The organism is Pseudoalteromonas sp. CNAT2-18.1, from assembly GCF_022347865.1.
Taxonomy (GTDB): domain Bacteria; phylum Pseudomonadota; class Gammaproteobacteria; order Enterobacterales; family Alteromonadaceae; genus Pseudoalteromonas; species Pseudoalteromonas ruthenica.
In genome coordinates this window covers 20784-42060 of sequence record NZ_JAKRFR010000002.1, presented here as the reverse complement: position 1 = coordinate 42060, position 21277 = coordinate 20784, and the positions used below count along the sequence as shown (strand labels likewise).

Genomic DNA, 21277 nt, shown 5'->3' with positions numbered 1-21277 from the left:
CTCAGTTAGATTATCGGGCCCAAAGGGAAATTACCAGTAGCGACAGGGGGTTATTAATGAATTAATTTCAACTCTGTTGCTGCCACTGCTTCATTTGCACGACGCTACTGGCGATGACCTCATCCAAACTATCAATATCCTGCTGTAGTGACTGGCGCTCACCTTGAGATAACCCCTGCTCAATACGTCGCGCGGTATCTGCTAAGGTGATAGCACCGAATTGCGCCGCATTCGACTTTAAGCTGTGAATGTTACGTATCGCTTCACTATCTTGGCTATCTAAGCTTTGCAAAAAAGCACCATGTAAGCGGGTAAATTCACTAAAGCAAAAGGTCAACGTCGCATCAAATTGATCGGCCAATAAACTTTTCATGGCAACCAGCGCATTCTCATCTATTTTTATTTCCATGATACTAATTCCTAAGGTTATTTCTTAAAGCATAAGCTGAGATTAGCAAATGGACAACTTGGAGCAAGCACTTAAAGCAATTACAATAGCGGTGTTTGCAATTTAATGGGGCATCTATGGCTCGGAATCTGTGCGCTCAGTGTCACTACCCAAGCTCTCACTGCGTGTGTAAATATGTTATTGCGGTTGAAAATACCATCACTGTGTGGATTTTACGCCATCCCCACGAGCTTAGCCAAGCTAAGAGCACCACGCCGCTTCTTCAGCTCGCTTTAAAGCGAATGAATGTCTGTACCGGTGAAAACCCTGAAGATTTTTTGGCTGTGCAAAGTATCCTTGATCAGGGCGTTGCGGTTGTCTACCCCAGTGAGCAAGCAAACGCCATTGAGCAACTTAGCGAGCAGCGCGGTGCCATCAAGCATATTATTCTACTCGATGGCACCTGGAGTAAAGTACATCGGTTGTGGCAGCTGAACCCCTGGCTCCATGCCCTGCCCAGCCTGACCTTCGCGCAGCCACCGGCAAGCGAGTACCGGATCCGTAAAGCAAACCGTGACGATAGCCTGTCGACGTTGGAAGCGACGAATTATTGTTTGGCTCAGCTTGAGGGCCTATCAACACAGCCCCTAAAGCAACTATTGGCTGGGTTCGTCCAGGAGCAGCTCAAAAACATGCCTGCGCATGTTCGTCAGCGGTACTCATCATGAGTCAGTTAATGGCAAAAAAGTACCGCCGAGGGCCTGATTACCGCTTTGGTGTTGATGTCGATTTTGCTGAAGTGCGTGCCACATTTGGCTTTCGAGCCATATCTCTTGGCCGCTGGGTGAGCGCTGAGGAATGTCAGCGCGCCGCTAATCTAGTGTACGATGCGCTTGCGGACCTAACCCAGATTTTAGCCATCCCTCCCGAAGCGATTGGCCTGCGGCAAACCTTAACGCTGGCATTCGGTCAAGGCGGCCAGCTCGGTGTCCAAGCCCATTATCAAAGTACCACCCGGACCTTGGCATTGGCGAAAAACGCAGGCTGTGGTGCATTGGCTCATGAATGGTGGCATGCATTTGATCATTACATTAGCCGCTTTTTGTTCACTTCGCAGGTCAGCCGGCTCGCCTTTGCCAGCAAACTATGGCTGACGCGCGAAGATATCAATACACACCCCATGAACCAAGCGTTAAACTCTTTGTTCCGGCATTTATTTCTTGATGCCAGCGCGCATCATAGCTCCGATTACATGAAGCGCGCCATTGACCTTGATAATTCTGCTGGACGCCTTTACTTTGCGATGCCTGAAGAGCTTAGCGCACGCGCTTTTGAGCATTATATTCAAAGCCATACGCTGCAAAACCAGTATTTGGTCAATGGTACTAAACAAGGTGAGTTGGCAAAGCTTGGCGGCTACCCTACTGACGATGAAGCGCGCCTGCTAGCGCCCTATTTCAGCCGTTACTTTGCGATTTTGGGTCAAGCCCTAAGCCGAAGTCATGATGCTGACTAAGCCATTGCATGTACTGAGCAACCGGCATAGGTTTAGCAAAATAATACCCTTGACCGATGTCACAACCATAGCTACGCATGTACTGCGCATCGCTCAGTGACTCAATCCCTTCTGCGACCACCATCGCTTGAAGACTTTGCGCAAGGTCGCAGGTGGCTTGGCATATTGACTGATCTTTTGGAGAGTCAGCAATATTGTGCACAAACTGCTTATCGATTTTGAGTTCGTTAAAGCCTAAGTAACTTAAATATGACAATGATGAGTAGCCGGTGCCAAAGTCATCAATGGCTAATTTCACACCAATGCGTCGGAATTCATCAAACACCGTTTTAGCGTTACGTTGACCGCCTATTGTCGCCGACTCTGTCAGCTCCAACATAATGCTCGATGGTGCGACCCGTTGCTCTTGTAGTGAGGTGAGAATATGCGTCGGCAAACTCTTATTGCTTAAGTCTCGACCAGAGATATTAATCGACATAACATGCTTGGGGGCGAACTCATGGAGTTTAGCCTGCAATGCAATACATTCGCTTAGCACCCATTCGGTTATTTCCATAATTTGCCCTGCCGACTCTGCAATGGGTATAAACTGGTCGGGGGTGATTAAGCCATTGCTAGGGTGTTGCCAACGCAGTAACACCTCGGCACCATAGACACTCTGATCTTGCAAACATATTTGCGGCTGCAAATAAATACGAAATTGGTTATCGCTGATGGCGGTCTTTAAATCTGAGGCTAAGCTTAAGCGCCGCTGCGAGCGAATACTGTCTTCCAAAGAGTACAGGTGCCACAACTGCCCGGGTAACCGGTCACGATATAAAGCTTGCATTGCGTAACGCACCAACTGCTCATGAGATTGGGCATGAAGTGGATAATTCGCAACACCAAAATCAACCTGGTCTATCAAGTGGGTATCATCAATCTCGACGCCCTCATTAAATACCGAATTGATCACGCATACCGCTTGCTCAATAGTGCTGAGCTCCAGTGTGCCACAAATCCCCAAAGCAAAAATATCGTCACTAAAGCGACACACCACAGCAGAATTCTGATGCCCCAGCGCCAATAGCGGTAACCCATCAAGTTGGTGCTCAACATGGTGGATCACCGATTTAATGTAACGGTCCGCGTGGCTAATACCGAAATTAGCGCGCGACTGCACCAACCCCCGAGGCTTAAACATAACCAGCGTGATGGCCTCGTGACGAGCGCTCTTCAAGGTTTTATTGAGTAATTGCTTATTTGCCAGACCGGTTCCAGAATCTGTATACACTATCTGGCGATGGGCCATCATTTGCCCACGCTCTCGCAGCGTCATCGCAAAGCCTATCAGCAAACAGTTCAATACTAAGGCAAAGGCAAACGCAGCGTACAAATAAATACCCACTTCATAAGGTCGCAGATAAAATAACGCTAACGCCAGGACCACGGTGGCCAAAGGTAGCCAACTAAACGCCAATAACCTGCCCCAGCGCTGCATCGGACTGTATTTGACACTAGCAATAATGGCTAACACTAGGGTTGCGGCAAACAACACCTCCATGATTACTCCTTGGTGAGCCAAGGACATAAAGGGACTCACACTCGCGGCAATACAGCCAACCCACAACGCGGCTATAAACACTTTATGCAGGGTTTTCGCACGCTCATCTAGCCTGAGTAATCGCGATAAGAAAAGTAATAAAGAGATGCATATAATCACACCGTTAAGCGCCGTGTAGTGAACCAAAAAGCTGTGCACACTCTGGGGAGTTAAAAATCTAGTAATGCCAACTTGGGCCAGTAGAAATATGCTGCTACTGGCGATGTACAAGGCAAAAAATCCATAGTAACCAGCGCGATAGGCAAGCCACACAGCGACGCAGTAGATCACAAAACCAAGCATCAACCCTGAAAAGGACGACCACCCAAGCCAATGCTGCTGTTGCTCTTTATTAAATGCGAGTTCTGCTTGATGCTCGAGGGCAAAAAGCGCATGACGCTGCGCCCGCACGTGCACATACACAATACGGTCTTGTGCACCACTAATGGCCATTGAGGCGCCAATATCACGCCCCGGTGGCCAAGCCAATGACCCTGCGGCACTGTGGCTCAGCAACCGGCCATTATCAAAAAGATAAAAGTCGATATTAAAAATGGCGGGGTTTTGCGCGCGCAAGTAACAGCTTGAACTGGGACAGCTATCAGCAGGCAGAGCAATCTTGAACCAATAATCCCCTCCCGCATTAAGCAGCATCGCTTCGCCCATCGCTACCATGCGACTTCCTACAAAGGGCTGTTGAGTTACCTGAGCTAATGACAGGGGCTGCTCGCTTTGCATCATCTCGACGCTGACATGCTGTTGGTCATCAGCCAGCGCACCACTATGCTCTGGAGCCAAAAATCCCAGCATAACGATAACCATGACCCACAAATGTGCGCTCAGTTTATGCTGCTTTACCATTAAGCCCCCGTGCAACTTCTTCCTTGTACAGTATGGAAGAGGTGCACGATTTTTCCATGAAATTTAAATACTTTGTATTACAGCATAGGGTTATTGCTGACCATCATCACCAATACGACTGGCGATGGCACCGTCTTGTCCTTTGTATTTTGCATCTTCACGGGCATTATATGGCTTCTCAGCTGGGCTGGTGAGTGTTTCAAAGCTCATGGCACCAATTTTCATGTTCGGGCGCAGCGCCAGCGGCAGCTTGCCTGAATTATAAAACTCAAGAACAATATTACCCGACCATCCCGGATCAATACGGTGAGCAGTCACATGAACCATTAAGCCCAAACGTGCGAGCGATGACCGTCCATCGAGCCAGCCAACAATATCAGCCGGTAAGGTCACTGATTCGTAAGTGATTGCCAAGGCGAGTTCCCCTGGGTGAAGGAAGAAGGCTTCTCCTTCACCAAGCACGATTTCATCACTCATAATAGATTCCATGGCCGCGTTTAGCTGCGCTTTGGGGCCACTGAGATCAACATACGGGGCGGCATGATCTTGAAATACTCTAAATTTATTACCCAATCGCAAATCAACGCTGACGCCAGAGATGGCTTGCTCACCTGGTGTAGGGGTAATTTGAATTCGCTGCTCGGCCAAGTACTGTTTTATATGGGTATCTGATAAACGCATGGTTAGTCGTCCGTAAAAATAATCTCAACGCGCTGCTTAGCGCCCTGTTGGTAATAAAGCTCACTGGCACTGATACGCGCCGCATGAGCAAAGTAGTGGCCTAACTCAGGATATTCATCACCCAAGTCCGCGCCTTGTTCCGAACATTGACGAATGCCCATCTCGAGCGGCAGCTGCGCTAATATAGGCACGCCATAACGCTGTGCCAGCTGTTGCGCTCCATCGGCACCAAAAATGTGGCTGGTTTCGCCACAGTGCGGGCATTGGAACTGACTCATGTTTTCGATCAAACCGAGAATGGGGACGTTCACTTTTTCAAACATCTTCACGCCCTTGTGGGCATCGGCAAGGGCTAGGTCTTGTGGTGTTGTGACGATAATGGCTGCGCTGGCCGGTACTTTTTGTGACATAGTCAATTGAATGTCGCCAGTACCTGGAGGCATGTCAACCAACAAGTAGTCAAGCTCGCCCCAGTCTGTTTCCATGAGCAGTTGCGACAGAGCTTGCGAGGCCATCGGTCCGCGCCAGACGGTGGCATCATCGGGGTCTACCAAAAAGCCGATAGACTGCGCTTTGATGCCATGAACTTCAAATGGCAGCAAAGTATTTTCATCCTTAGCCTGAGGTTTTTCACCTTGCAAGCCCAACAACAGCGGGATAGAAGGGCCGTATATATCGGCATCGAGAATACCCACTTTCGCTCCCTCTCGGCGAAGCGCCAACGCCATATTGACAGCACAGGTCGACTTGCCAACCCCACCTTTGCCAGAGGCCACGAGAATAATGTGCTTAATGGCTTTAAGGCGCGGCGATTCTTGCAGTGTTACGTCGATGTCAACACGCACATCACGTTGTAGTTGCTCGGCGATATACTGACGCAACGCTGCTGCCTCTTGAGCACATGCAAAAGGAGCATTGATGTGGCAATGCGTCTCGCTACTGTCACCACTAATAGCGTCTGGGGGAACCCCAACTGGAAATGCGGCGCTACGATACGACGCTAAACACTGTTGATATTGAGACGGCCATTTTGCTGGCTTGTGACTACCGAAAAGTGCGGATTTCACTTTTGAACCAAATCCTAACATGATAACTGCATAAATAATTAACGAAGCGTAATGAAAAGTGCCGCCAAATTATGTAACATTCGGGGCATTAACACCAGTCTATTCACCCCACTGATACTCGGGAGACGCTTATGATCATTATAAGCCCCGATATTAGCGGGAGTAACCCTATCTGAGATGGAATGAGCACTTTATGGCAAAGAGAAAAATTCTCATAACAAGCGCCCTGCCTTACGCCAATGGCCCAACACATTTAGGCCATTTGTTAGAGTATATTCAAACTGATATCTGGGCCCGTTTTCAAAAATCCCAAGGCCATGACGCCTACTATGTGTGTGCTGATGACGCGCACGGCACGCCCATTATGCTCAATGCCCAAAAACAAGGCATTACCCCTGAGGAAATGGTCGCCCAAGTCAGTGTTGAGCGCCAGCGTGACTTTGCTGACTTTAACATCGAGTTTGACAATTACCACAGCACGCACTCAGATGAAAATAAAGCGCTGAGTGAATTGATTTATACCCGGCTTGATAATGCGGGCTATATTAAAAAGCGGACCATCTCACAACTGTTCGATCCCGAAAAAGGTATTTTTCTTCCAGATCGTTTTGTTACCGGTACTTGCCCTAGCTGTGATGCCGAAGATCAAAACGGTGATAGCTGTGATGTCTGTGGGGCGACCTACGCACCCACCGAACTGAAGTCACCAAGCTCGGTGATGTCCGGCGCCACTCCAGTGCTAAAAGACTCTGAACACTACTTTTTTGATTTACCGGAATTTGAGGGCATGCTCAAACAATGGCTGCACTCCGGCTCAATTCAACAAGAGATGGCCAATAAGCTGGATGAATGGTTTGCCGATGGTCTACAGCAGTGGGATATTAGTCGTGATGCGCCTTACTTTGGTTTTGAAATCCCCGGTGCACCTGGCAAGTATTTCTATGTTTGGTTGGATGCGCCCATAGGTTACATGGCCAGCTTTAAAAATCTTTGTGATAAAAGCGGCTTAGATTTCGATGCTTTCTGGAAAGAAGGCGCCGACGCCGAACTCTATCACTTCATCGGTAAGGACATCATTTATTTCCACAGCCTATTTTGGCCAGCTATGCTTGAGGGCGCAGGGTTCAGAAAACCAAGCAATATCTTTGCTCATGGCTTTGTTACCGTCAATGGCGCAAAAATGTCTAAGTCAAAAGGTACTTTTATTAAAGCGCGTACTTATTTAGAGCACTTAGACCCAGAGTATCTGCGTTACTACTTCGCCGCTAAACTCGGCAGTGGCATCACTGACTTAGATTTAAATCTCGAAGATTTTGCCCAGCGAGTTAATTCTGATTTGGTAGGTAAGGTGGTTAACATAGCGAGCCGCTGCGCCGGGTTTATAACCAAAAAGTTCGACGGTACACTCTCTAGTGATAACGTTGAAGGTGAGCTTATCGCTGAGTTTGCCGCTGCACGCCAAAGCATCGCTGATCACTATGAAGCCAGAGAATATGGCCGCGCTGTGCGCTTGATCATGGCACTGGCGGATAAAGCCAACCAGTACATCGACGCGCAAGCTCCGTGGGTCTTAATCAAAGACGAAAATACCGCGAAGCAAGCTCATGATGTGTGCAGTGTGGGGATCAACTTATTCCGTATACTGATGACGTACTTAAGCCCTATCCTACCTGGTATGGCCGCAAAAGTGAGCAGCTTCCTCAACGAGGACCTAGCATGGGATAAGGTAGACACCGTTTTGGTTGATCATAAGATCAATAAGTTTAAAGCCTTAATGCAACGTGTCGATATGGACAAAGTGAATGCCATGCTTGAGCAGTCAAAAGAAAGCCTCGCACCGGCTGCTGCCACACCAGCGCCAGATGTCAATAATGGTGAGATTGATAAAGACCCTATTGCCGATGAAATCGAATTTGATGATTTTGCTAAAGTGGACTTACGCATCGCGAAAATTGCCAATGCAGAGCATGTGGAAGGTGCTGACAAGTTGCTCAAGCTAACCCTTGATTTAGGGGGCCCACAGCGTCAGGTTTTTGCTGGTATAAAATCAGCGTACGCACCCGAGCAACTTATTGGCAAGCACACGGTCATGGTCGCAAACCTTAAGCCAAGAAAAATGCGCTTTGGCCTATCAGAGGGCATGGTGTTGGCTGCTGGACCAGGCAAAGAGGACATATATATTCTTGAGCCCCATGATGGCGCCAAACCCGGTATGCGGGTTATGTAATACCGCCAAAAGGCCAGCATATGCTGGCCTTTTCAATTTAGGTCTGTTTTAGCGCTCGCCTAACGATTCATGAGTAAGCACAACTTTGCCTAAATTAGCATTATCTTGTAGAACTTGATGCGCTGACATGGCCTCTTCCCAAGGGAAGATAGAATCAATGACTGGCGCGATGTGGCCACTGTTTAATGCATCGCCAAACGTACGCTTTAGGTTATCAACCAGTTTCGCCTTATAATCGGGTGTACGATTACGCAGCGTCGACCCTATCAGCTGAGCTCGCTTTTGCAATAGCTTGGCACCATCAAATTGCTCACTATAGCGCCCCCCTAGCAGCGCTAAAACGACAATACGACCATCCATATTAAGCACCGACAAGTCGTCATTCAAATACCCACCGGCAACAGGATCAATAATGAGATCGGCGCTGAGCCCTTCGGCCTTCATCACCTCACGCCAATTGTGTTGACGATAATTAATCGCTTTATCTGCGCCATGAGCTAAACAAAATTGTTTCTTTTCATCACTGCCGACGGTCACCACCACCTGCGCTTGCAAATATTTTGCAAGGCTAATAGCCGCAGTGCCCACACCGCTCGCACCAGCATGTACTAAAACCGTGTGCTCTGCGCCAAACTCTGGGTACTGTGCAATGGCATCAAAAGCGGTTAAAAACACCTCACAAAATGCCGCGCCTTGAGCATTGGAGAATGTCGCCGGTTTGACCATACAATGACGTACATCGACTGCTACAAATTCACCGTATCCTCCACCCGCGCAAAGCGCCATCACATGCTGCCCTAACCATTGCGACGCTACGCCCTCACCCAATGCAACCACTTCTCCGCACACCTCGAGTCCGAGGATCTTACTATCACCTGGCGGTGGCGGATATTTTCCTTGACGCTGTAAAAGATCGGCGCGATTCACTCCCGCTGCGTTTACTTTTATTAACACTTGTCCGCGAGCCGCTGCTACAGTGGGCGTTTGCGCTATAACTAGCTGTTTATTTTCGTTTAAGTCAATTGTTAGCATTGTGTAATACCGTTTGATCGTAGTATGATGTAAACGTAATTTTAAAGGGACAAACCTACAACTAAAATAGTAATTACGAGCAGCCAAGGATCTTTTAGCTCCGATATTTTTATTAGAAGCACTTTTTCTTGGCCGTTTTAATGCTATCCTAAATGTCTGTTGGGAGGATAGGTTGATGACACAATATAGTGAAATAAAAGCAGTGTGCGATGAATTGCACCAAGCCGGTACACCAATCACGTTAGCAACATTGCTCGAGCGTGTGGATGGAGATCGCGCTACCGTACTCGAACATTACCGTCAGTGGCGTAGCGAGGATCGCTCGGCCCGGCCACAAGATAGTCAACAGCCTACCAAAGTGACCGACTTAGATATCGAGTTTTCTGAACAGTTTATCCATGCCTTCAAAGCGCAAACGCAGGCCTTTGCTGATGCGCAAGTCGAGCCCGTGCAAGCACAGCTTGACGAGATGCGTGAGGCTGAGCAATTAGCCATTCAAAGCCTTGAAGATCTACAACAGAATTACGATCAACTTGCTGAGCAAAATGAACAACTCCAACAGCAGGTCGATGCTCGCCAGAGCCAGCTCGACGAGCAAGCTGCGCAGTTGGCTGAACAAACAGAGAATATTGAACAGCTACACCAACAGGCGCAAGACACTGAGCAAGAGCATCAGCAGAAACTTGCAGGCTTGCAACAGCGTATTGAGAATTTTGACAACGACTATGCGGCTTTGGCGCAAGAGCGTGATGAAATTCAACGCCAACATGATGAGTTAAACCATCAGCACCAACAGCTCGAGGAGCTTAAAGCTCAGCTTGACGCCAGCGTTGCCCAATTACAGGCGCAACTCGAAGAGCAACAGCCACTTGTTGATAAGTTAAAAAATGAAAACAACCTGCTGAAAGAACAAAGTGCAGTAGCCGCCAAGCACCAAGCTAGCCAACGCGAAGATATTCGTCAGTTGCGTGAGCAAAACAAAGAGCAAGGCGAACAACTCGGCACCATTCAAAGTGAAGCTGAGCAGGCCAAGCAAGATAATGAGAAGTTACACGAGCAAGTACGGTTCTTAAAAACCAACTCCGCTTCTACCATTGAGCGCCTTACTGCAAGTAACGAGCAGTATCAGCACAAGATCAAAGAGCTTGAAGAGCAACTGGTGGCTAAGGACAGCGAGTCTGCAGACACCGTAGCTGAGAATAAACGCTTGAAAGAACAAATCACCTTTCTTAAGCAAAATTCAAGCTCCACGCTCGAGCGCCTATCTAAAAGTGCAACCTTGGCTCAAAGCCGCCTAGGTGAGTTAGAGTTGAGCTTAGCCGAAACTCACGCTGAACTTGAACGCTTGCGTTCTGAGGAAGACGGTGAAAGCGCAAAAAAGAACTCGGATGATGATATGGACTCCATCCAGTCAGCATAGGATAAAAGGCGCTATTACAGCGCCTTTTTAGTGCTCACTGAGCAACTCGTTGCCATACTTCATACTCTACCAGTTCACCTTCTTGATAAAGCGTGTGATGCCATAACTGCTCTTTGAGCTCATAGTCAAAAACCAATTCTTTGCCTAACAAAGAGGGAATGTTGCCATAATCAACATGCTCTATGAATGCATCTTCTGTAATCTCATACCGCCCACCAGCGGCATAATGAAATTCGCCATTTTTTTGCGTGATGTAATTAAAGTGGCCGCCACTTAGGACCTTTACTGAAGTCACATCAGGAGCCTCAGCATAGAACACCTGTCCCTCACTGTAATACTCCCCTTTTACAAATTGCCAGCTCCCCTCTAGCGGGTGGGCCTCGGTGACATGAGCCACAAATACACACGTAATTCCAACAATATATTTCAACATAAACCTTCCTTTTTCTTACAGGATACGGCGCTTTAAGGGTCGGTAAAAGTGAAAATTGCTCACTATCACTGCTGGAAATAGCCGTTATTTTCTAGTGAGTTAGCTATATACAGTAGGCTAAGCTAGAGTAAATAACAGCAGTAATAAGGGGTGCGACCTGAGCATGAACCTAAGACAAATTGATTTAAACTTGCTGGTCTATTTGAACGTGTTGATAGAGGAATGTAGTGTGTCTGCGGCTGCAAACCGCCTCGCTCTTACCCAAAGTGCGATGAGTAACGCGCTCAAGCGGTTGCGTGACTTATTTGCTGATCCACTTCTTGTGCGCAGCGGCAGCACCATGCTTTGCACGCAAAAAGCATTGGCACTCAAACCCGAGCTCGAACAATTCATCGCTCTCGCACAAGGGATCACGTCACAACAGCAGCCTTTTGATGCCAAGACAAGTAGCCACACATTCCGAGTAATGGCCAATGAATTTCTTGTCAGTTCGATGTTGATACCCCTGATCAAAGAGCTCTGTTGTCATTATGCAGACATCCACATAGACTTAGTTAATCCCAGTGATGTCACTCTCAGTGAACTAGAGCAAGGTCAGGTAGACATCGCTATAGACCGTTTCATGCGTCTACCGTCTTCATTCCATCAAAAAACCTTGTGGCGCGACAATTACTGTTGCCTGAGCGATCAATCACACCCAATACAACAGGATACCTGTTTGGAGAGCTACTTATCAGCACCACATATTTGGCTTAACCGCAGTGGTTTTGGGCCTGAACCCTTGGTCAAAAATCGTGAGCCACAAAAGCTTGGCTGGGTTGATCAGGCACTCATGCAACTGGGTGAGCGCCGGAATATCCGTGTGTACGCACGTCAACATAGTTTAATACCGAGCCTGTGCGAACATTCTCAGCTTGTTGCTACGCTACCGAAACGCTTAGCTGAACATCTGGTCGCGACGAGCAGCCAAAAACTCGCTATTTGCCCGGTGCCCTTTCCCATCGTGCCCATCAGTGTATCCATGCTTTGGAGCCCGCTTGTCCATCATAACAATGCCCATATTTGGCTCCGCCAACAACTGCTGCAGTTTGCACATTGATTTCATCAATACTAATAATGGATACCACCCATTTCATAAATAGCACTTTCACCCATACAGTTATAGTGACGCTGACAAAATGAGCCATAACGGAGGCAACTATGCAACAACGACACTACACCCACTATGACTGCATCCACATTAATGCTGATCTTGATACCTTTATTCGTGCTCAGTTAAATGCTTGCGGCAATGCCATCCATATTGAAGAGTTTTACCAAGCACTGGCACAACTGAATGACGAGTTTGGCGGCCATTGTCGTGCCTGTGGCGATAATACTTTAACATTGGATGCGCTGCGCGAGCACTATCCTAACGCTGCTCAAGTCGACTCACGTGCTGCAGATATTCTCGATGAAGACAATTGTCCGGTTCCCGTAAGCATTTTATTTGTCATGCTTGATGAGTTAGGGCTGGCACCGAAATTAGGCAATACCGATGCGGTGCGTTTACGGGCACGACAGTTACTGCGCGGCGCGATTGCGGCTTAGATATTGCTCAATCGCCGTGATCACCGCGTCTGTGGACACCTGTGGCAGTTTATGAGTACGGGTGTCGAGTTGAAACAACTGCGGGTAGTGGCTGATAACATGCTTAAGCGCGTGAAATAACCGCGTACTTGCTTGCTCCAGGCCTAAGTGTTGTAACAATAACACACCCGCCCATAGCGTTGCACAAGGATTGGCAACACCCTGGCCTGCGATTCGTCGAAATGGACCATGACTGGGCTCAAAGATAGCCATCTCGTTATTACAATTAATGCTGGGAATAATGCCTACGCCCCCGACCAGCGCCGCTCCTAAATCAGCAATCAAATCCCCTGCGAGATTATTACACACCAACACGTCAAACTCTGATGCGTACTGCGGTAAACGTTGCATTACCCGATCGAGCATCATGAACTCGACTTCAATACTTTGGCCTGTGTTGCTGCGTAGCTGGTAATACTGCTTGCAGGTACTTAACGTAACCTCATGGTGCTGCTGCAGGTAGGCCAGCGCCCAACGTTGGAATTGCCCTTCAGTAAGCTGCCAAGCATTACTTTTATGTACAATAGTGAGCTTTGTGCGATGATGCGCTAAGGCATAGCTGAGTGCTTGCGCGACCAGTCGCTCGGTCGCGGCTTGCGAGCAGTTTTTTATCGCTAAGGCGCAGTTATCAGCAAAGCGGAGCTTGTAATACCCTAACTCCTGCTCCAACACCTCGATTAAACGTGACGCATCACTGCTTTGGGCAGCCAGTTCAATACTTGCAAAGCTATCCTCACTGCACTCACGAAAGACTATCATATCAATAGCGCCACTGTTTTTCAGAGGGCTTGGCAAACCATCGAGTGCTTTAATCACACGCACATTGCAAAATAAATCGAGCTCTTCACGTAAAGCAATGTTCAAGGAGCGAAACCCACCGCCAATGGCACTGCTCATCGGCCCTTTTAAGGCTACTTTGAGCGCTCTTAGCTGCGTGATTGTGGCCTCAGGAAACCACTCGCCATCGCCTTCTCTAGCCGCTTGCTCACCGAGCAATAAAGCATGCCAGTGAATGCCATACTGACCATGGTAGGTAAGCGCAACCACCTGATCAATCACGGCGCGTACATACGGCATTATCTCCGGGCCGATACCATCGCCATCAATATAGCCCACCTCGAAATTATGCATCATAATGATTGTAATAAAGTTCAGCTTACAGAGATCTTGTTATAACAATCAGCAGTACAATTCGCTAATCAACCGTGACTTTGTTTAGCATTCATAGGATCAATATGCGCATTTATGTTGCCATCATAGTCTTCGCCTTTCTAACTCCCTGCACTAGTGCAGACACGCACTGGCAATTGAACTTCGAAAGCTATGCAAGTGATGAGCGCCAACAACAGCTACAAGCGTGGGTAAATACCGCAGTAGACAATACCCACAAACAGCTTGGAGCCCTTAATTATAAGCATGTTGACGTGAGCATCAGTCAACCTGTGTTTACCACTGAAGCTGTGCCTTGGGGGGAGATAAAACGCGGGCCACCGGTGCAAGTGGTGCTCGAAATTGGACGTTTTGCCGATATAAAGCGTATACGCAAAGACTGGACTATTTATCATGAGTTGGCGCATTTATACATGCCCTACCTCCCCGCCGAAGATAGGTGGTTAAGCGAAGGGTTTGCCACTTTGATGCAAAACTACACCATGCTCCATGCAGGAATATACAATCGCGGGCAATTCGAACACCGCCTACAAGCCGGGTTAGCACGCGGTAAAGCTGACACACGCATTCAGCAAGGGCCGCTTAGTGAAGTCAGTGCTACCATGTGGCAACGCCAAGCCTATCAACGTGTTTATTGGTCTGGCGTGGGCTATTTTATTGAAGTAGAGAGTGAACTCGCACGCCAAAAGCTGAAGCTAAGCGATGTCATTGCACGTTATAATCACTGCTGCTTTCGCCCACGCAGCAGTGCCAAAGAATTTATCAGTGCCCTTGATGGCATCGCAAAGACACCTGTGTTCTCAAATTTGTATAGCCGCTATCGACTGCGCCGTGACTTTCCTACTATCAAACAGGCCCACATAGCGCGCTTAACCATCAGCGAGGTCAATCTGGGCGCCGCCACTGGGCAATAAGAGCGTTGCCGTAATCACGTGCCTGAGCGCTGGAGCTCGATGCAAGTGGATTCATAAAGCCATGCTCATAGGCACTGCGATGGCAATGGATACGCGGGTGTGACAGTTTCGCCATCAGCTGTTTTACGTCAAATGCGCTTTCATGACGAGCAAAAATAATGTCCGTGTTACAGCTTGGCACTAAATCGACATGATGCCTTATTTGCGTTGGGTAAAATAACAGGGCACGAGAGACATTTCGACTTTGACTTATCGCGCGCCATGCGGCACTTGCCCCCGCACTAAAACCAATGACATCAACCTGCCTAAAACGCTCAAGGGTCTGCATAACACGCCGCAAATACTCATCGTGGCCACCTTTTGCAATGAACTGCTGATAGGCTTGATGTTGCTGTGTAGCTGGCAACGCTGTGTCATTGGCACATAGTAATGTCGCATCGAGGCTCTTGGCGAGCGCTTGCGTCGCCTGCGTTTTAGAAAAAATATCGGAGAGTAACAGTAATTTAGCCATCATCGCCCCCCTGCTAGGCAAACAAAGATTATAAAGCAAGCTTGATAAAGTTTATATTTATTTATGTTCTTGATTCTGAAACATAAACAAAGCTGCTACACTCAATGAACAAGGTATTAATAAATGCAGTAAGCTTTATGTTGCGTCGGTATCCACTTATATTGCTCTTAGGCTTCGTGCACTCGCTCACAGCATATGCAAATGAGCGCCAAACGATACACTGGCTGGTGTTTGACTTTGCCCCCTATTATATAATGAGTGACACACATCAAGGTGAAGGGCGAGATGAGCAAACCATCGCCCTGTTGCAGCAACAACTGCCAAATTACCGGTTCGACTATGTGCATATCCCAGGCAGTCGTGCTATCCATGAGCTCAGCAACCCGCAAAATACCTACTGCATATTATCCTTGTACAAAACCCAGCGTCGCCTGGACAAGCTGTTGTTCACTAATAACGCTTCAACTGTGGGACTTTCTCCTGCATTGGTGATGCGTAAGGAGCTTGCTAATACGTTAGGGTTGGTAGAAGGTGAGCCGGTATCGCTGAGCCAATTACTGGCTGAGCAAGGCCTGCGGTTAGGGCTACCGATGAACCGCTCTTATGGCAAAGAGCTTGACCACATCATCAACCACAGTCCACGCGGTAGCCTAGTCACTCGTCCGGGCAAAGACGTACTCGCCAGCCTCACTTATATGTTGATCAAAGAACGGCTCGATATGCTCGTTGGTTACCCGAGCGAGCATTACTACTTGGCATCAAAAATGGGAGTGAAAGAGCAAATGGCTATTTTTCCTATCGCCGAGGTCGCGCCCATTAGTCACGGCTACGTGGGGTGCAGCAATACCGCCTTGGGATCTGAACATATTGATATTATCGATACCGCGTTAGAAAAAATAACAACAACCGATAGCTTCCAGCAAGTAATGATGCGCTGGCTGCCACCACAATTGAAGCCACGCTTACAACAACAGTTGCAAACGCGGCTAAAAGCACAGTAAGTCGAAAATATTACTTACGTACACCTTCTATCGATAGCTCGATGTCAACATGAGTCGATGCTGGTCCGAGGTTATAATCAATATCGTAGTCTTTAAGCGCTAGCTGGGTATGCCCTAAAAAGCCGACACGGTAGCCACCCCATGGATCATCACCTTCACCAATTTTTTCTATATCGAAGCTAATGGTTTTGGTTACACCATTGAGGGTAAATTCGCCCGTTACTTTACCATTAGTATCATCGCTAAAGCTGATATCGGTGCTTTTGAAGGTCGCTTTAGGGTGCTCACCAACATTTAAGAAATCCTCACCACGCAAGTGCTTATCACGCTCAGCATGGTTAGAATCAATACTGCTGGTGTCTATCACGACATTGATCTTTGACTCGTTAGGTTTATCAGCGTCATAGCTGAAGTCGCCAGAGAAAGTATTAAAGCGGCCATATAACCAACTATAACCTAAGTGCTGAATTTTAAAATTAACAAAGGCATGCGCCCCTTTGGTATCGATCACATAATCAGCAGCAAGTGCGGCTGAACTGGATGTGAGTAAAGCGGCACCAAGTGCAAGTTTAGTAAGTGATTTATTCATGATTATCTCCTTTTGTCGCTTTGAGCATACGCGTCAAAGTACGATCTCGATTAATAAAGTGATGTTTTAATGCCGCTAGGGCGTGTAACGCAGCAAAAATAATTAAGCTCCAAGCCACATACTCATGGATCAATCCAGCGATATCCTCTTGGTTATCAATGAATTCGCCCATTGAAGGGACAGTGAATAATGAGAACACTTCGATACCGCGCCCATCTGCGGTTGAGATTAAATACCCGGTCATCAGTAATACAGCTAACAACACATAGAGTAGCCCATGGGCGATGTGTGCTAGGCGGTTTTGCCATACCAAGGTCGGATCAGCGGCGCGCGGAGTCACCTGGGTAATGCGCCACACTAAGCGCAGCGCAAACACCAGTGCTAGGGTGATACCGATGCTTTTATGCAAATCCAATGAGCCTTTGTACCAGCTGTCGTAGTAACTCAAATCAACCATGTACAAGCCCAATCCAAACAGCCCAAACACAGCTATAGCCACTAACCAGTGCAGAAATATAGCTATCCATCCATAGCCATATTGAGTATTTTTTAACATCGCTCATTCTCCTTAATAACTGCTAATAGCTTAAATCAGCCGTTGAGAAAAAAACATGGCGCTGGCGCAATGCTAAGTGTGCATATATGCACAAAACTTTATTCACCATCGCTGAAAGTGCGCTTAAATAGCCAATCCTCCACTTCTTCGCCATTGATATAATAGCCGTTATAGCCTTGGCAGTGCTGAGTGAAACCCTGCTTTAATAAAAGCGCTCGTGACGCCTCATTGCCGGCAGTAACTGTGGCTGTATATTCGCGCAGACTAAACTGACTGTGCCCATGCTCAAGCAACGCATGCAGAGACTCACTCCCCAACCCTTGCCCTTGGTATTGTGGTAGGAGCATAAATCCCAACTCTGCTAGGTGCTCACTGTGACGATAAAACCCCGTGACCCCGATAAGCTCACCGCTTCGCTTTGCAATGGCCCACGTATACCAACAAGGCTGCATACTCGTAGGGTTTAAACGTTGTTGAAAGCGTTCTTGCACCTCATCAATATCCCCTATATCCGCCACATAGCGCATCACCTCGGGGTGTTGATGTAAGGCATAAAACACTGGCCAATGTGCTGCTCGCAATGGCTGATGTTGTAATCGAGACGAGTGAAAATCCATTAATGACATGCTCTAGTGCTCCAAAAAAGCCGAGCGCTAGGCTCGGCTTCGATACGTGTATAACGCGATAAATTATTAAAGCTTTTTAATACCCATGTTGTAGAGAGTAAAGCCATAAATATCGGCGTATTGCTCAATGGTTTTACTGGTTGGTGTGCCAGCACCATGCCCGGCATTGGTTTCAATGCGGATCATCACTGGATTCTCACCTTGGTGCTTATCTTGAAGCTCTGCTGCGAACTTGTATGAGTGCGCTGGAACCACACGATCATCGTGATCGCCTGTGGTAATTAAAGTTGCAGGATAGTGCACACCTGGTTTTACATTGTGAACCGGTGAGTACCCTTTTAGGTAATTAAACATTTCTTTGCTATCTTGCGCCGTACCATAGTCGTACGCCCATCCCGCACCTGCGGTGAAAGTATGGTAGCGCAGCATATCAAGAACACCGACCGCTGGCAGTGCTACTTTGAATAAGTCAGGGCGCTGGGTCATTACCGCCCCCACTAACAAGCCACCATTTGAACCGCCACGTACAGCAAGGCGCTCACTGGAGGTGTAGTCGTTATCGATAAGGAATTCTGCGGCAGCAATAAAGTCATCAAACACATTTTGTTTTTCTAACTGGGTGCCCGCTTTATGCCATTTTTTACCGTATTCGCCGCCACCGCGTAAATTAGCTACCGCGTATACTCCGCCCTGCTCAAGCCATGCAGCCGTTGTGGCGCTAAAGCGCGGCGTCAAGCTAATATTAAAGCCACCATACCCGTATAAAATAGTAGGCGCCTCACCGTTGAGCTTAGTGCCTTTTTTATAGGTGATGATCATGGGTACTTTAGTGCCGTCTTTAGAGGTGTAGAATACCTGTTTAGACTCGTACTGTGAGGGGTCAAATTTAGCACCTGACTCTCTATAAACCTGAGATTCTCCGCTTTGTACATCAAAGCTAAAAATAGTGCCCGGAGTCTTATAGTTAGTGAAGGTGTAATACAAGGTCTGTTGCTCTTGTTTACCGCCAAAGCCAGAGGCCGTGCCGACACCCGGTAACGCGATTTCTCGCACTAGCTTACCGCTTTTATCAAACTGTTTAACTTGTGAAATGGCATCGACCATATAGCGGGCAAAGAAATAACCGCCGCCCTTTGATAGGTTGAGTACATTGTCTGTTTCAGGGATCAAGTCTTGCCAATTTTCAGGAGCTGGGTCCTTCGCATCCACCGTAACCACACGCTTGTTTGGCGCATCTTTGTTGGTCACTAAAAACAGTGTGTCACCTTCGTTGTCAATGACACTGGTGTCATAGGTAATATCATCAATCACCGTGACCAGTTCACTGTTTTCATCTGTCAAATCTTTAATAAAGAGCTTATTACCTGATGTAGATACAGCTGCGGAAATAACCAAGAAACGCTCATCCGAGGTCACCGCTGCGCCAACATAGCGATGTTTTTGCGCTTCAGTGCCACCAAAGATGAGTTGATCGTCTTTTTGCGCCGTACCTAGCTTGTGGTAATACAGTTTATGCTGGTCTGTTTTTGCTGACAGTTCACTGCCCTCTGGCTTGTCATAGCTTGAATAATAAAAGCCGTCGTTGCCTAACCAAGAAATACCGCTGAACTTAACATCCACTAAGGTTTCACCCAGCTGCTTTTTGCTCTCGCTATCAAGCACAATCACTTTACGCCAATCACTGCCGCCCTCTGAGATTTGATACGCTGCTAAAGAGCCATCCTCACTAAAGCTAATGCCAGCAAGCGACGTCGTACCATCTTCACTAAAGGTGTTAGGGTCTAGGAAAATTTCTGCCTCACCCTCTCCTTTTTGACGATAAAGTACATATTGGTTTTGCAAGCCGTCATTTTTGTAAAAGTAGGTGTAGTCACCTTCTTTAAAGGGTGCGCTGACTTTTTCGTAATCCATTAGCGTCTTAAGGCGCTCTTTTAGCTCGTCTCGGTAAGGAATTTGCTCGAGGTAGTCAAAAGTGACTTGGTTCTGTGCCTCAACCCATTTAGCGGTCTCTTCGCTCATATCGTCTTCTAACCAACGATAGGGATCAGCAACTTGCTCGCCAAAATAACTATCGACTACGTCGCCTTTGCGAGTATCCGGGTAGTTTATCTGGGCGACCTGTTTTTCAGGCTGTTCTAGTTGTTCATTTTGCTGTTGTGAAGCAGGCTTTTCGCTGCATCCTGTTAGGGCAATGCATACCGCAACTGCGAGAGATTTTTTAAGCATAATTTTTTCGTATTTTGTTGTTAGAATCGAAGTTAAATTAGCGCTCTAGCTGTCTATTGTCCAGCGAAGCGAGACAGTTTCGCGTTTAAAAGCCCTATAAAAAAGAAAACCAACCTGAGTATTCAGGTTGGCTATCTGGCTGGTTGCATGCCTGTTAACTTATTATTAACTTAAAACTGGCTTTTTTGCTCAACTTTTTCGTTATATAGCGACAGTTAATTATATCGTTGAGTAATTTTGAATAATCATCCTGTACGTCGGCCTTGCCCTCTGCTGACTCAATCAAGCTAACTTTCAGGATTCGATTTACCAGTGAACTTGTCACGCATATCAAGCATTTTGGTAACCCCTGCTCCCAGTTTCATCAACGTTGAGAGTTTTTCAGGGCTTAACCGTTGCAGTTCACCGGCCCACTGGGTGATCATTTCCAACAAATCATGAATTTCCAGCATACGCTGCTGGGCGTATTGCTCTGCCTGGTTATTAGGTTCATCAAGAAGGTTATCGCGCAACAGGCTTAAGGTTGGGTCAATTTCGCGTTTTTGGCGCTGCTCAAATACGCGATTAGCCATTTGCCAAATCGTCCCTGCTGGTTGATAGTACTCTTTACGATCCCCTGGCTTATGTTTGGTGGCGATCAACTGCCACGAATTGAGCTCTTTAATGCCCATACTGACGTTACCACGGGAAATATGAAGCGTCTGCGAAAGCTCATTCGCACTGAGTGGCTGTTCACTGAGTAACAAGAGCGCGTACATTTGCCCTATTGTGCGATTAAACCCCCAGCGGCTTCCCATCTCTCCGCAATGCATGACGAATGCTTGCATCTTTTCAGTCAATTCCATGCG

21 protein-coding genes are annotated in these 21277 nt (G+C 47.5%); 8 read left to right on the top strand and 13 right to left on the bottom strand.

Translation table 11 applies throughout. The features are described from left to right. Positions 1-67: 67 nt before the first annotated feature. A complete protein-coding gene (locus tag MHM94_RS03590; RefSeq protein ID WP_022943635.1) occupies positions 68-409 on the bottom strand; it encodes an Hpt domain-containing protein in 342 nt (113 codons plus the stop codon). Between the two features lie 116 nt (positions 410-525). On the opposite strand from MHM94_RS03590, the gene MHM94_RS03585 reads away from it, so the two are divergent. Together MHM94_RS03585 and MHM94_RS03580 are read left to right on the top strand one after the other, a co-directional pair. Then, positions 526-1116, top strand: a complete 591-nt coding sequence (locus MHM94_RS03585; protein WP_235419124.1) for a tRNA-uridine aminocarboxypropyltransferase — start codon at positions 526-528, stop codon at positions 1114-1116. After that, positions 1113-1904 (top strand): CLCA_X family protein, encoded by a 792-nt coding sequence (locus tag MHM94_RS03580; protein WP_045978650.1) that lies wholly within the window; start codon positions 1113-1115, stop codon positions 1902-1904. Before MHM94_RS03585 ends, MHM94_RS03580 begins: the two co-directional genes overlap by 4 nt. Here the strand turns inward: MHM94_RS03580 and MHM94_RS03575 are convergent. The 3 genes from MHM94_RS03575 to apbC all read right to left on the bottom strand — a co-directional run bounded on the left by MHM94_RS03575 (position 1846) and on the right by apbC (position 6116). Beyond that, positions 1846-4347, bottom strand: coding sequence for an EAL domain-containing protein (locus tag MHM94_RS03575; RefSeq protein WP_235419125.1), 2502 nt, complete (start codon positions 4345-4347; stop codon positions 1846-1848). The two genes, MHM94_RS03580 and MHM94_RS03575, sit on opposite strands and share 59 nt — an antisense overlap. Positions 4348-4437: 90 nt before the next feature. Next, a complete protein-coding gene (dcd, locus tag MHM94_RS03570; protein ID WP_022943631.1) occupies positions 4438-5028 on the bottom strand; it encodes a dCTP deaminase in 591 nt (196 codons plus the stop codon). A gap of 2 nt (positions 5029-5030) precedes the next feature. Beyond that, positions 5031-6116, bottom strand: a complete 1086-nt coding sequence (apbC, locus tag MHM94_RS03565) for an iron-sulfur cluster carrier protein ApbC (protein ID WP_235419126.1) — start codon at positions 6114-6116, stop codon at positions 5031-5033. Between the two features lie 172 nt (positions 6117-6288). Here apbC and metG point away from each other — a divergent pair, with 172 nt between their 5' ends. Continuing rightward, positions 6289-8322 carry a methionine--tRNA ligase gene (gene metG / locus MHM94_RS03560; RefSeq protein WP_235419127.1) on the top strand — a complete coding sequence of 678 codons (2034 nt, stop codon included), beginning with the start codon at positions 6289-6291 and terminating at the stop codon, positions 8320-8322. 48 nt (positions 8323-8370) lie between these two features. Here metG and MHM94_RS03555 read toward each other — a convergent pair whose 3' ends face one another. Continuing rightward, positions 8371-9354 carry an NAD(P)H-quinone oxidoreductase gene (locus MHM94_RS03555; RefSeq protein WP_235419128.1) on the bottom strand — a complete coding sequence of 328 codons (984 nt, stop codon included), beginning with the start codon at positions 9352-9354 and terminating at the stop codon, positions 8371-8373. A gap of 175 nt (positions 9355-9529) precedes the next feature. Here MHM94_RS03555 and MHM94_RS03550 point away from each other — a divergent pair, with 175 nt between their 5' ends. Next, entirely contained in the window at positions 9530-10774 is a 1245-nt protein-coding gene (locus tag MHM94_RS03550; RefSeq protein WP_053911267.1) for a DNA-binding protein, read from the top strand. 34 nt (positions 10775-10808) lie between these two features. Here the strand turns inward: MHM94_RS03550 and MHM94_RS03545 are convergent, their stop codons facing one another. Then, positions 10809-11207: a hypothetical protein gene (locus MHM94_RS03545; RefSeq protein ID WP_235419129.1), complete on the bottom strand. Its 399-nt coding sequence runs from the start codon at positions 11205-11207 to the stop codon at positions 10809-10811. Positions 11208-11370: 163 nt separating this feature from the next. On the opposite strand from MHM94_RS03545, the gene MHM94_RS03540 reads away from it, so the two are divergent. Both MHM94_RS03540 and MHM94_RS03535 read left to right on the top strand, forming a co-directional pair. Continuing rightward, positions 11371-12306 carry a LysR family transcriptional regulator gene (locus MHM94_RS03540; RefSeq protein WP_235419130.1) on the top strand — a complete coding sequence of 312 codons (936 nt, stop codon included), beginning with the start codon at positions 11371-11373 and terminating at the stop codon, positions 12304-12306. Between the two features lie 101 nt (positions 12307-12407). Next, complete coding sequence (locus MHM94_RS03535) at positions 12408-12797, top strand: hypothetical protein (RefSeq protein ID WP_022943624.1); 390 nt, start codon at positions 12408-12410, stop codon at positions 12795-12797. Here the strand turns inward: MHM94_RS03535 and MHM94_RS03530 are convergent. Further along, a complete protein-coding gene (locus MHM94_RS03530) occupies positions 12771-13970 on the bottom strand; it encodes an isocitrate/isopropylmalate family dehydrogenase (protein WP_235419131.1) in 1200 nt (399 codons plus the stop codon). The genes MHM94_RS03535 and MHM94_RS03530 overlap by 27 nt on opposite strands. A 101-nt stretch (positions 13971-14071) precedes the next feature. On the opposite strand from MHM94_RS03530, the gene MHM94_RS03525 reads away from it, so the two are divergent. Next, on the top strand, positions 14072-14920 hold the full coding sequence (locus tag MHM94_RS03525; protein WP_235419132.1) for a hypothetical protein: 849 nt from the start codon (positions 14072-14074) through the stop codon (positions 14918-14920). Here the strand turns inward: MHM94_RS03525 and MHM94_RS03520 are convergent. After that, positions 14892-15431, bottom strand: a complete 540-nt coding sequence (locus MHM94_RS03520; RefSeq protein ID WP_235419133.1) for a dienelactone hydrolase family protein — start codon at positions 15429-15431, stop codon at positions 14892-14894. The two genes, MHM94_RS03525 and MHM94_RS03520, sit on opposite strands and share 29 nt — an antisense overlap. Before the next feature lie 104 nt (positions 15432-15535). Between MHM94_RS03520 and MHM94_RS03515 the strand changes: the two genes are divergently transcribed. Next, complete coding sequence (locus tag MHM94_RS03515; protein WP_343224262.1) at positions 15536-16432, top strand: TIGR02285 family protein; 897 nt, start codon at positions 15536-15538, stop codon at positions 16430-16432. 10 nt (positions 16433-16442) lie between these two features. Here the strand turns inward: MHM94_RS03515 and MHM94_RS03510 are convergent, their stop codons facing one another. From MHM94_RS03510 to MHM94_RS03490, 5 genes are all read right to left on the bottom strand, one after another. Beyond that, a complete protein-coding gene (locus tag MHM94_RS03510) occupies positions 16443-17021 on the bottom strand; it encodes a YceI family protein (protein WP_235419134.1) in 579 nt (192 codons plus the stop codon). Next, positions 17014-17577: a cytochrome b gene (locus tag MHM94_RS03505; protein ID WP_152440616.1), complete on the bottom strand. Its 564-nt coding sequence runs from the start codon at positions 17575-17577 to the stop codon at positions 17014-17016. Before MHM94_RS03505 ends, MHM94_RS03510 begins: the two co-directional genes overlap by 8 nt. 98 nt (positions 17578-17675) lie before the next feature. Next, positions 17676-18203 (bottom strand): GNAT family N-acetyltransferase, encoded by a 528-nt coding sequence (locus MHM94_RS03500; RefSeq protein ID WP_235419135.1) that lies wholly within the window; start codon positions 18201-18203, stop codon positions 17676-17678. 66 nt (positions 18204-18269) lie between these two features. Next, positions 18270-20429, bottom strand: a complete 2160-nt coding sequence (locus MHM94_RS03495) for a prolyl oligopeptidase family serine peptidase (protein WP_235419136.1) — start codon at positions 20427-20429, stop codon at positions 18270-18272. Positions 20430-20716: 287 nt separating this feature from the next. Beyond that, a complete protein-coding gene (locus MHM94_RS03490; protein WP_151172903.1) occupies positions 20717-21274 on the bottom strand; it encodes a MarR family transcriptional regulator in 558 nt (185 codons plus the stop codon). Between the last annotated feature and the right edge of the window lie 3 nt (positions 21275-21277).

Bases quoted from the DNA above. Each gene is read 5' to 3' on its own strand.
- MHM94_RS03590 (WP_022943635.1), bottom strand. From the start codon at position 409: ATGGAAATAAAAATAGATGAGAATGCGCTGGTTGCCATGAAAAGTTTA.
- MHM94_RS03585 (WP_235419124.1), top strand. From the start codon at position 526: ATGGCTCGGAATCTGTGCGCTCAGTGTCACTACCCAAGCTCTCACTGC.
- MHM94_RS03580 (WP_045978650.1), top strand. From the start codon at position 1,113: ATGAGTCAGTTAATGGCAAAAAAGTACCGCCGAGGGCCTGATTACCGC.
- MHM94_RS03575 (WP_235419125.1), bottom strand. From the start codon at position 4,347: ATGGTAAAGCAGCATAAACTGAGCGCACATTTGTGGGTCATGGTTATC.
- dcd (WP_022943631.1), bottom strand. From the start codon at position 5,028: ATGCGTTTATCAGATACCCATATAAAACAGTACTTGGCCGAGCAGCGA.
- apbC (WP_235419126.1), bottom strand. From the start codon at position 6,116: ATGTTAGGATTTGGTTCAAAAGTGAAATCCGCACTTTTCGGTAGTCAC.
- metG (WP_235419127.1), top strand. From the start codon at position 6,289: ATGGCAAAGAGAAAAATTCTCATAACAAGCGCCCTGCCTTACGCCAAT.
- MHM94_RS03555 (WP_235419128.1), bottom strand. From the start codon at position 9,354: ATGCTAACAATTGACTTAAACGAAAATAAACAGCTAGTTATAGCGCAA.
- MHM94_RS03550 (WP_053911267.1), top strand. From the start codon at position 9,530: ATGACACAATATAGTGAAATAAAAGCAGTGTGCGATGAATTGCACCAA.
- MHM94_RS03545 (WP_235419129.1), bottom strand. From the start codon at position 11,207: ATGTTGAAATATATTGTTGGAATTACGTGTGTATTTGTGGCTCATGTC.
- MHM94_RS03540 (WP_235419130.1), top strand. From the start codon at position 11,371: ATGAACCTAAGACAAATTGATTTAAACTTGCTGGTCTATTTGAACGTG.
- MHM94_RS03535 (WP_022943624.1), top strand. From the start codon at position 12,408: ATGCAACAACGACACTACACCCACTATGACTGCATCCACATTAATGCT.
- MHM94_RS03530 (WP_235419131.1), bottom strand. From the start codon at position 13,970: ATGATGCATAATTTCGAGGTGGGCTATATTGATGGCGATGGTATCGGC.
- MHM94_RS03525 (WP_235419132.1), top strand. From the start codon at position 14,072: ATGCGCATTTATGTTGCCATCATAGTCTTCGCCTTTCTAACTCCCTGC.
- MHM94_RS03520 (WP_235419133.1), bottom strand. From the start codon at position 15,431: ATGGCTAAATTACTGTTACTCTCCGATATTTTTTCTAAAACGCAGGCG.
- MHM94_RS03515 (WP_343224262.1), top strand. From the start codon at position 15,536: ATGAACAAGGTATTAATAAATGCAGTAAGCTTTATGTTGCGTCGGTAT.
- MHM94_RS03510 (WP_235419134.1), bottom strand. From the start codon at position 17,021: ATGAATAAATCACTTACTAAACTTGCACTTGGTGCCGCTTTACTCACA.
- MHM94_RS03505 (WP_152440616.1), bottom strand. From the start codon at position 17,577: ATGTTAAAAAATACTCAATATGGCTATGGATGGATAGCTATATTTCTG.
- MHM94_RS03500 (WP_235419135.1), bottom strand. From the start codon at position 18,203: ATGTCATTAATGGATTTTCACTCGTCTCGATTACAACATCAGCCATTG.
- MHM94_RS03495 (WP_235419136.1), bottom strand. From the start codon at position 20,429: ATGCTTAAAAAATCTCTCGCAGTTGCGGTATGCATTGCCCTAACAGGA.
- MHM94_RS03490 (WP_151172903.1), bottom strand. From the start codon at position 21,274: ATGGAATTGACTGAAAAGATGCAAGCATTCGTCATGCATTGCGGAGAG.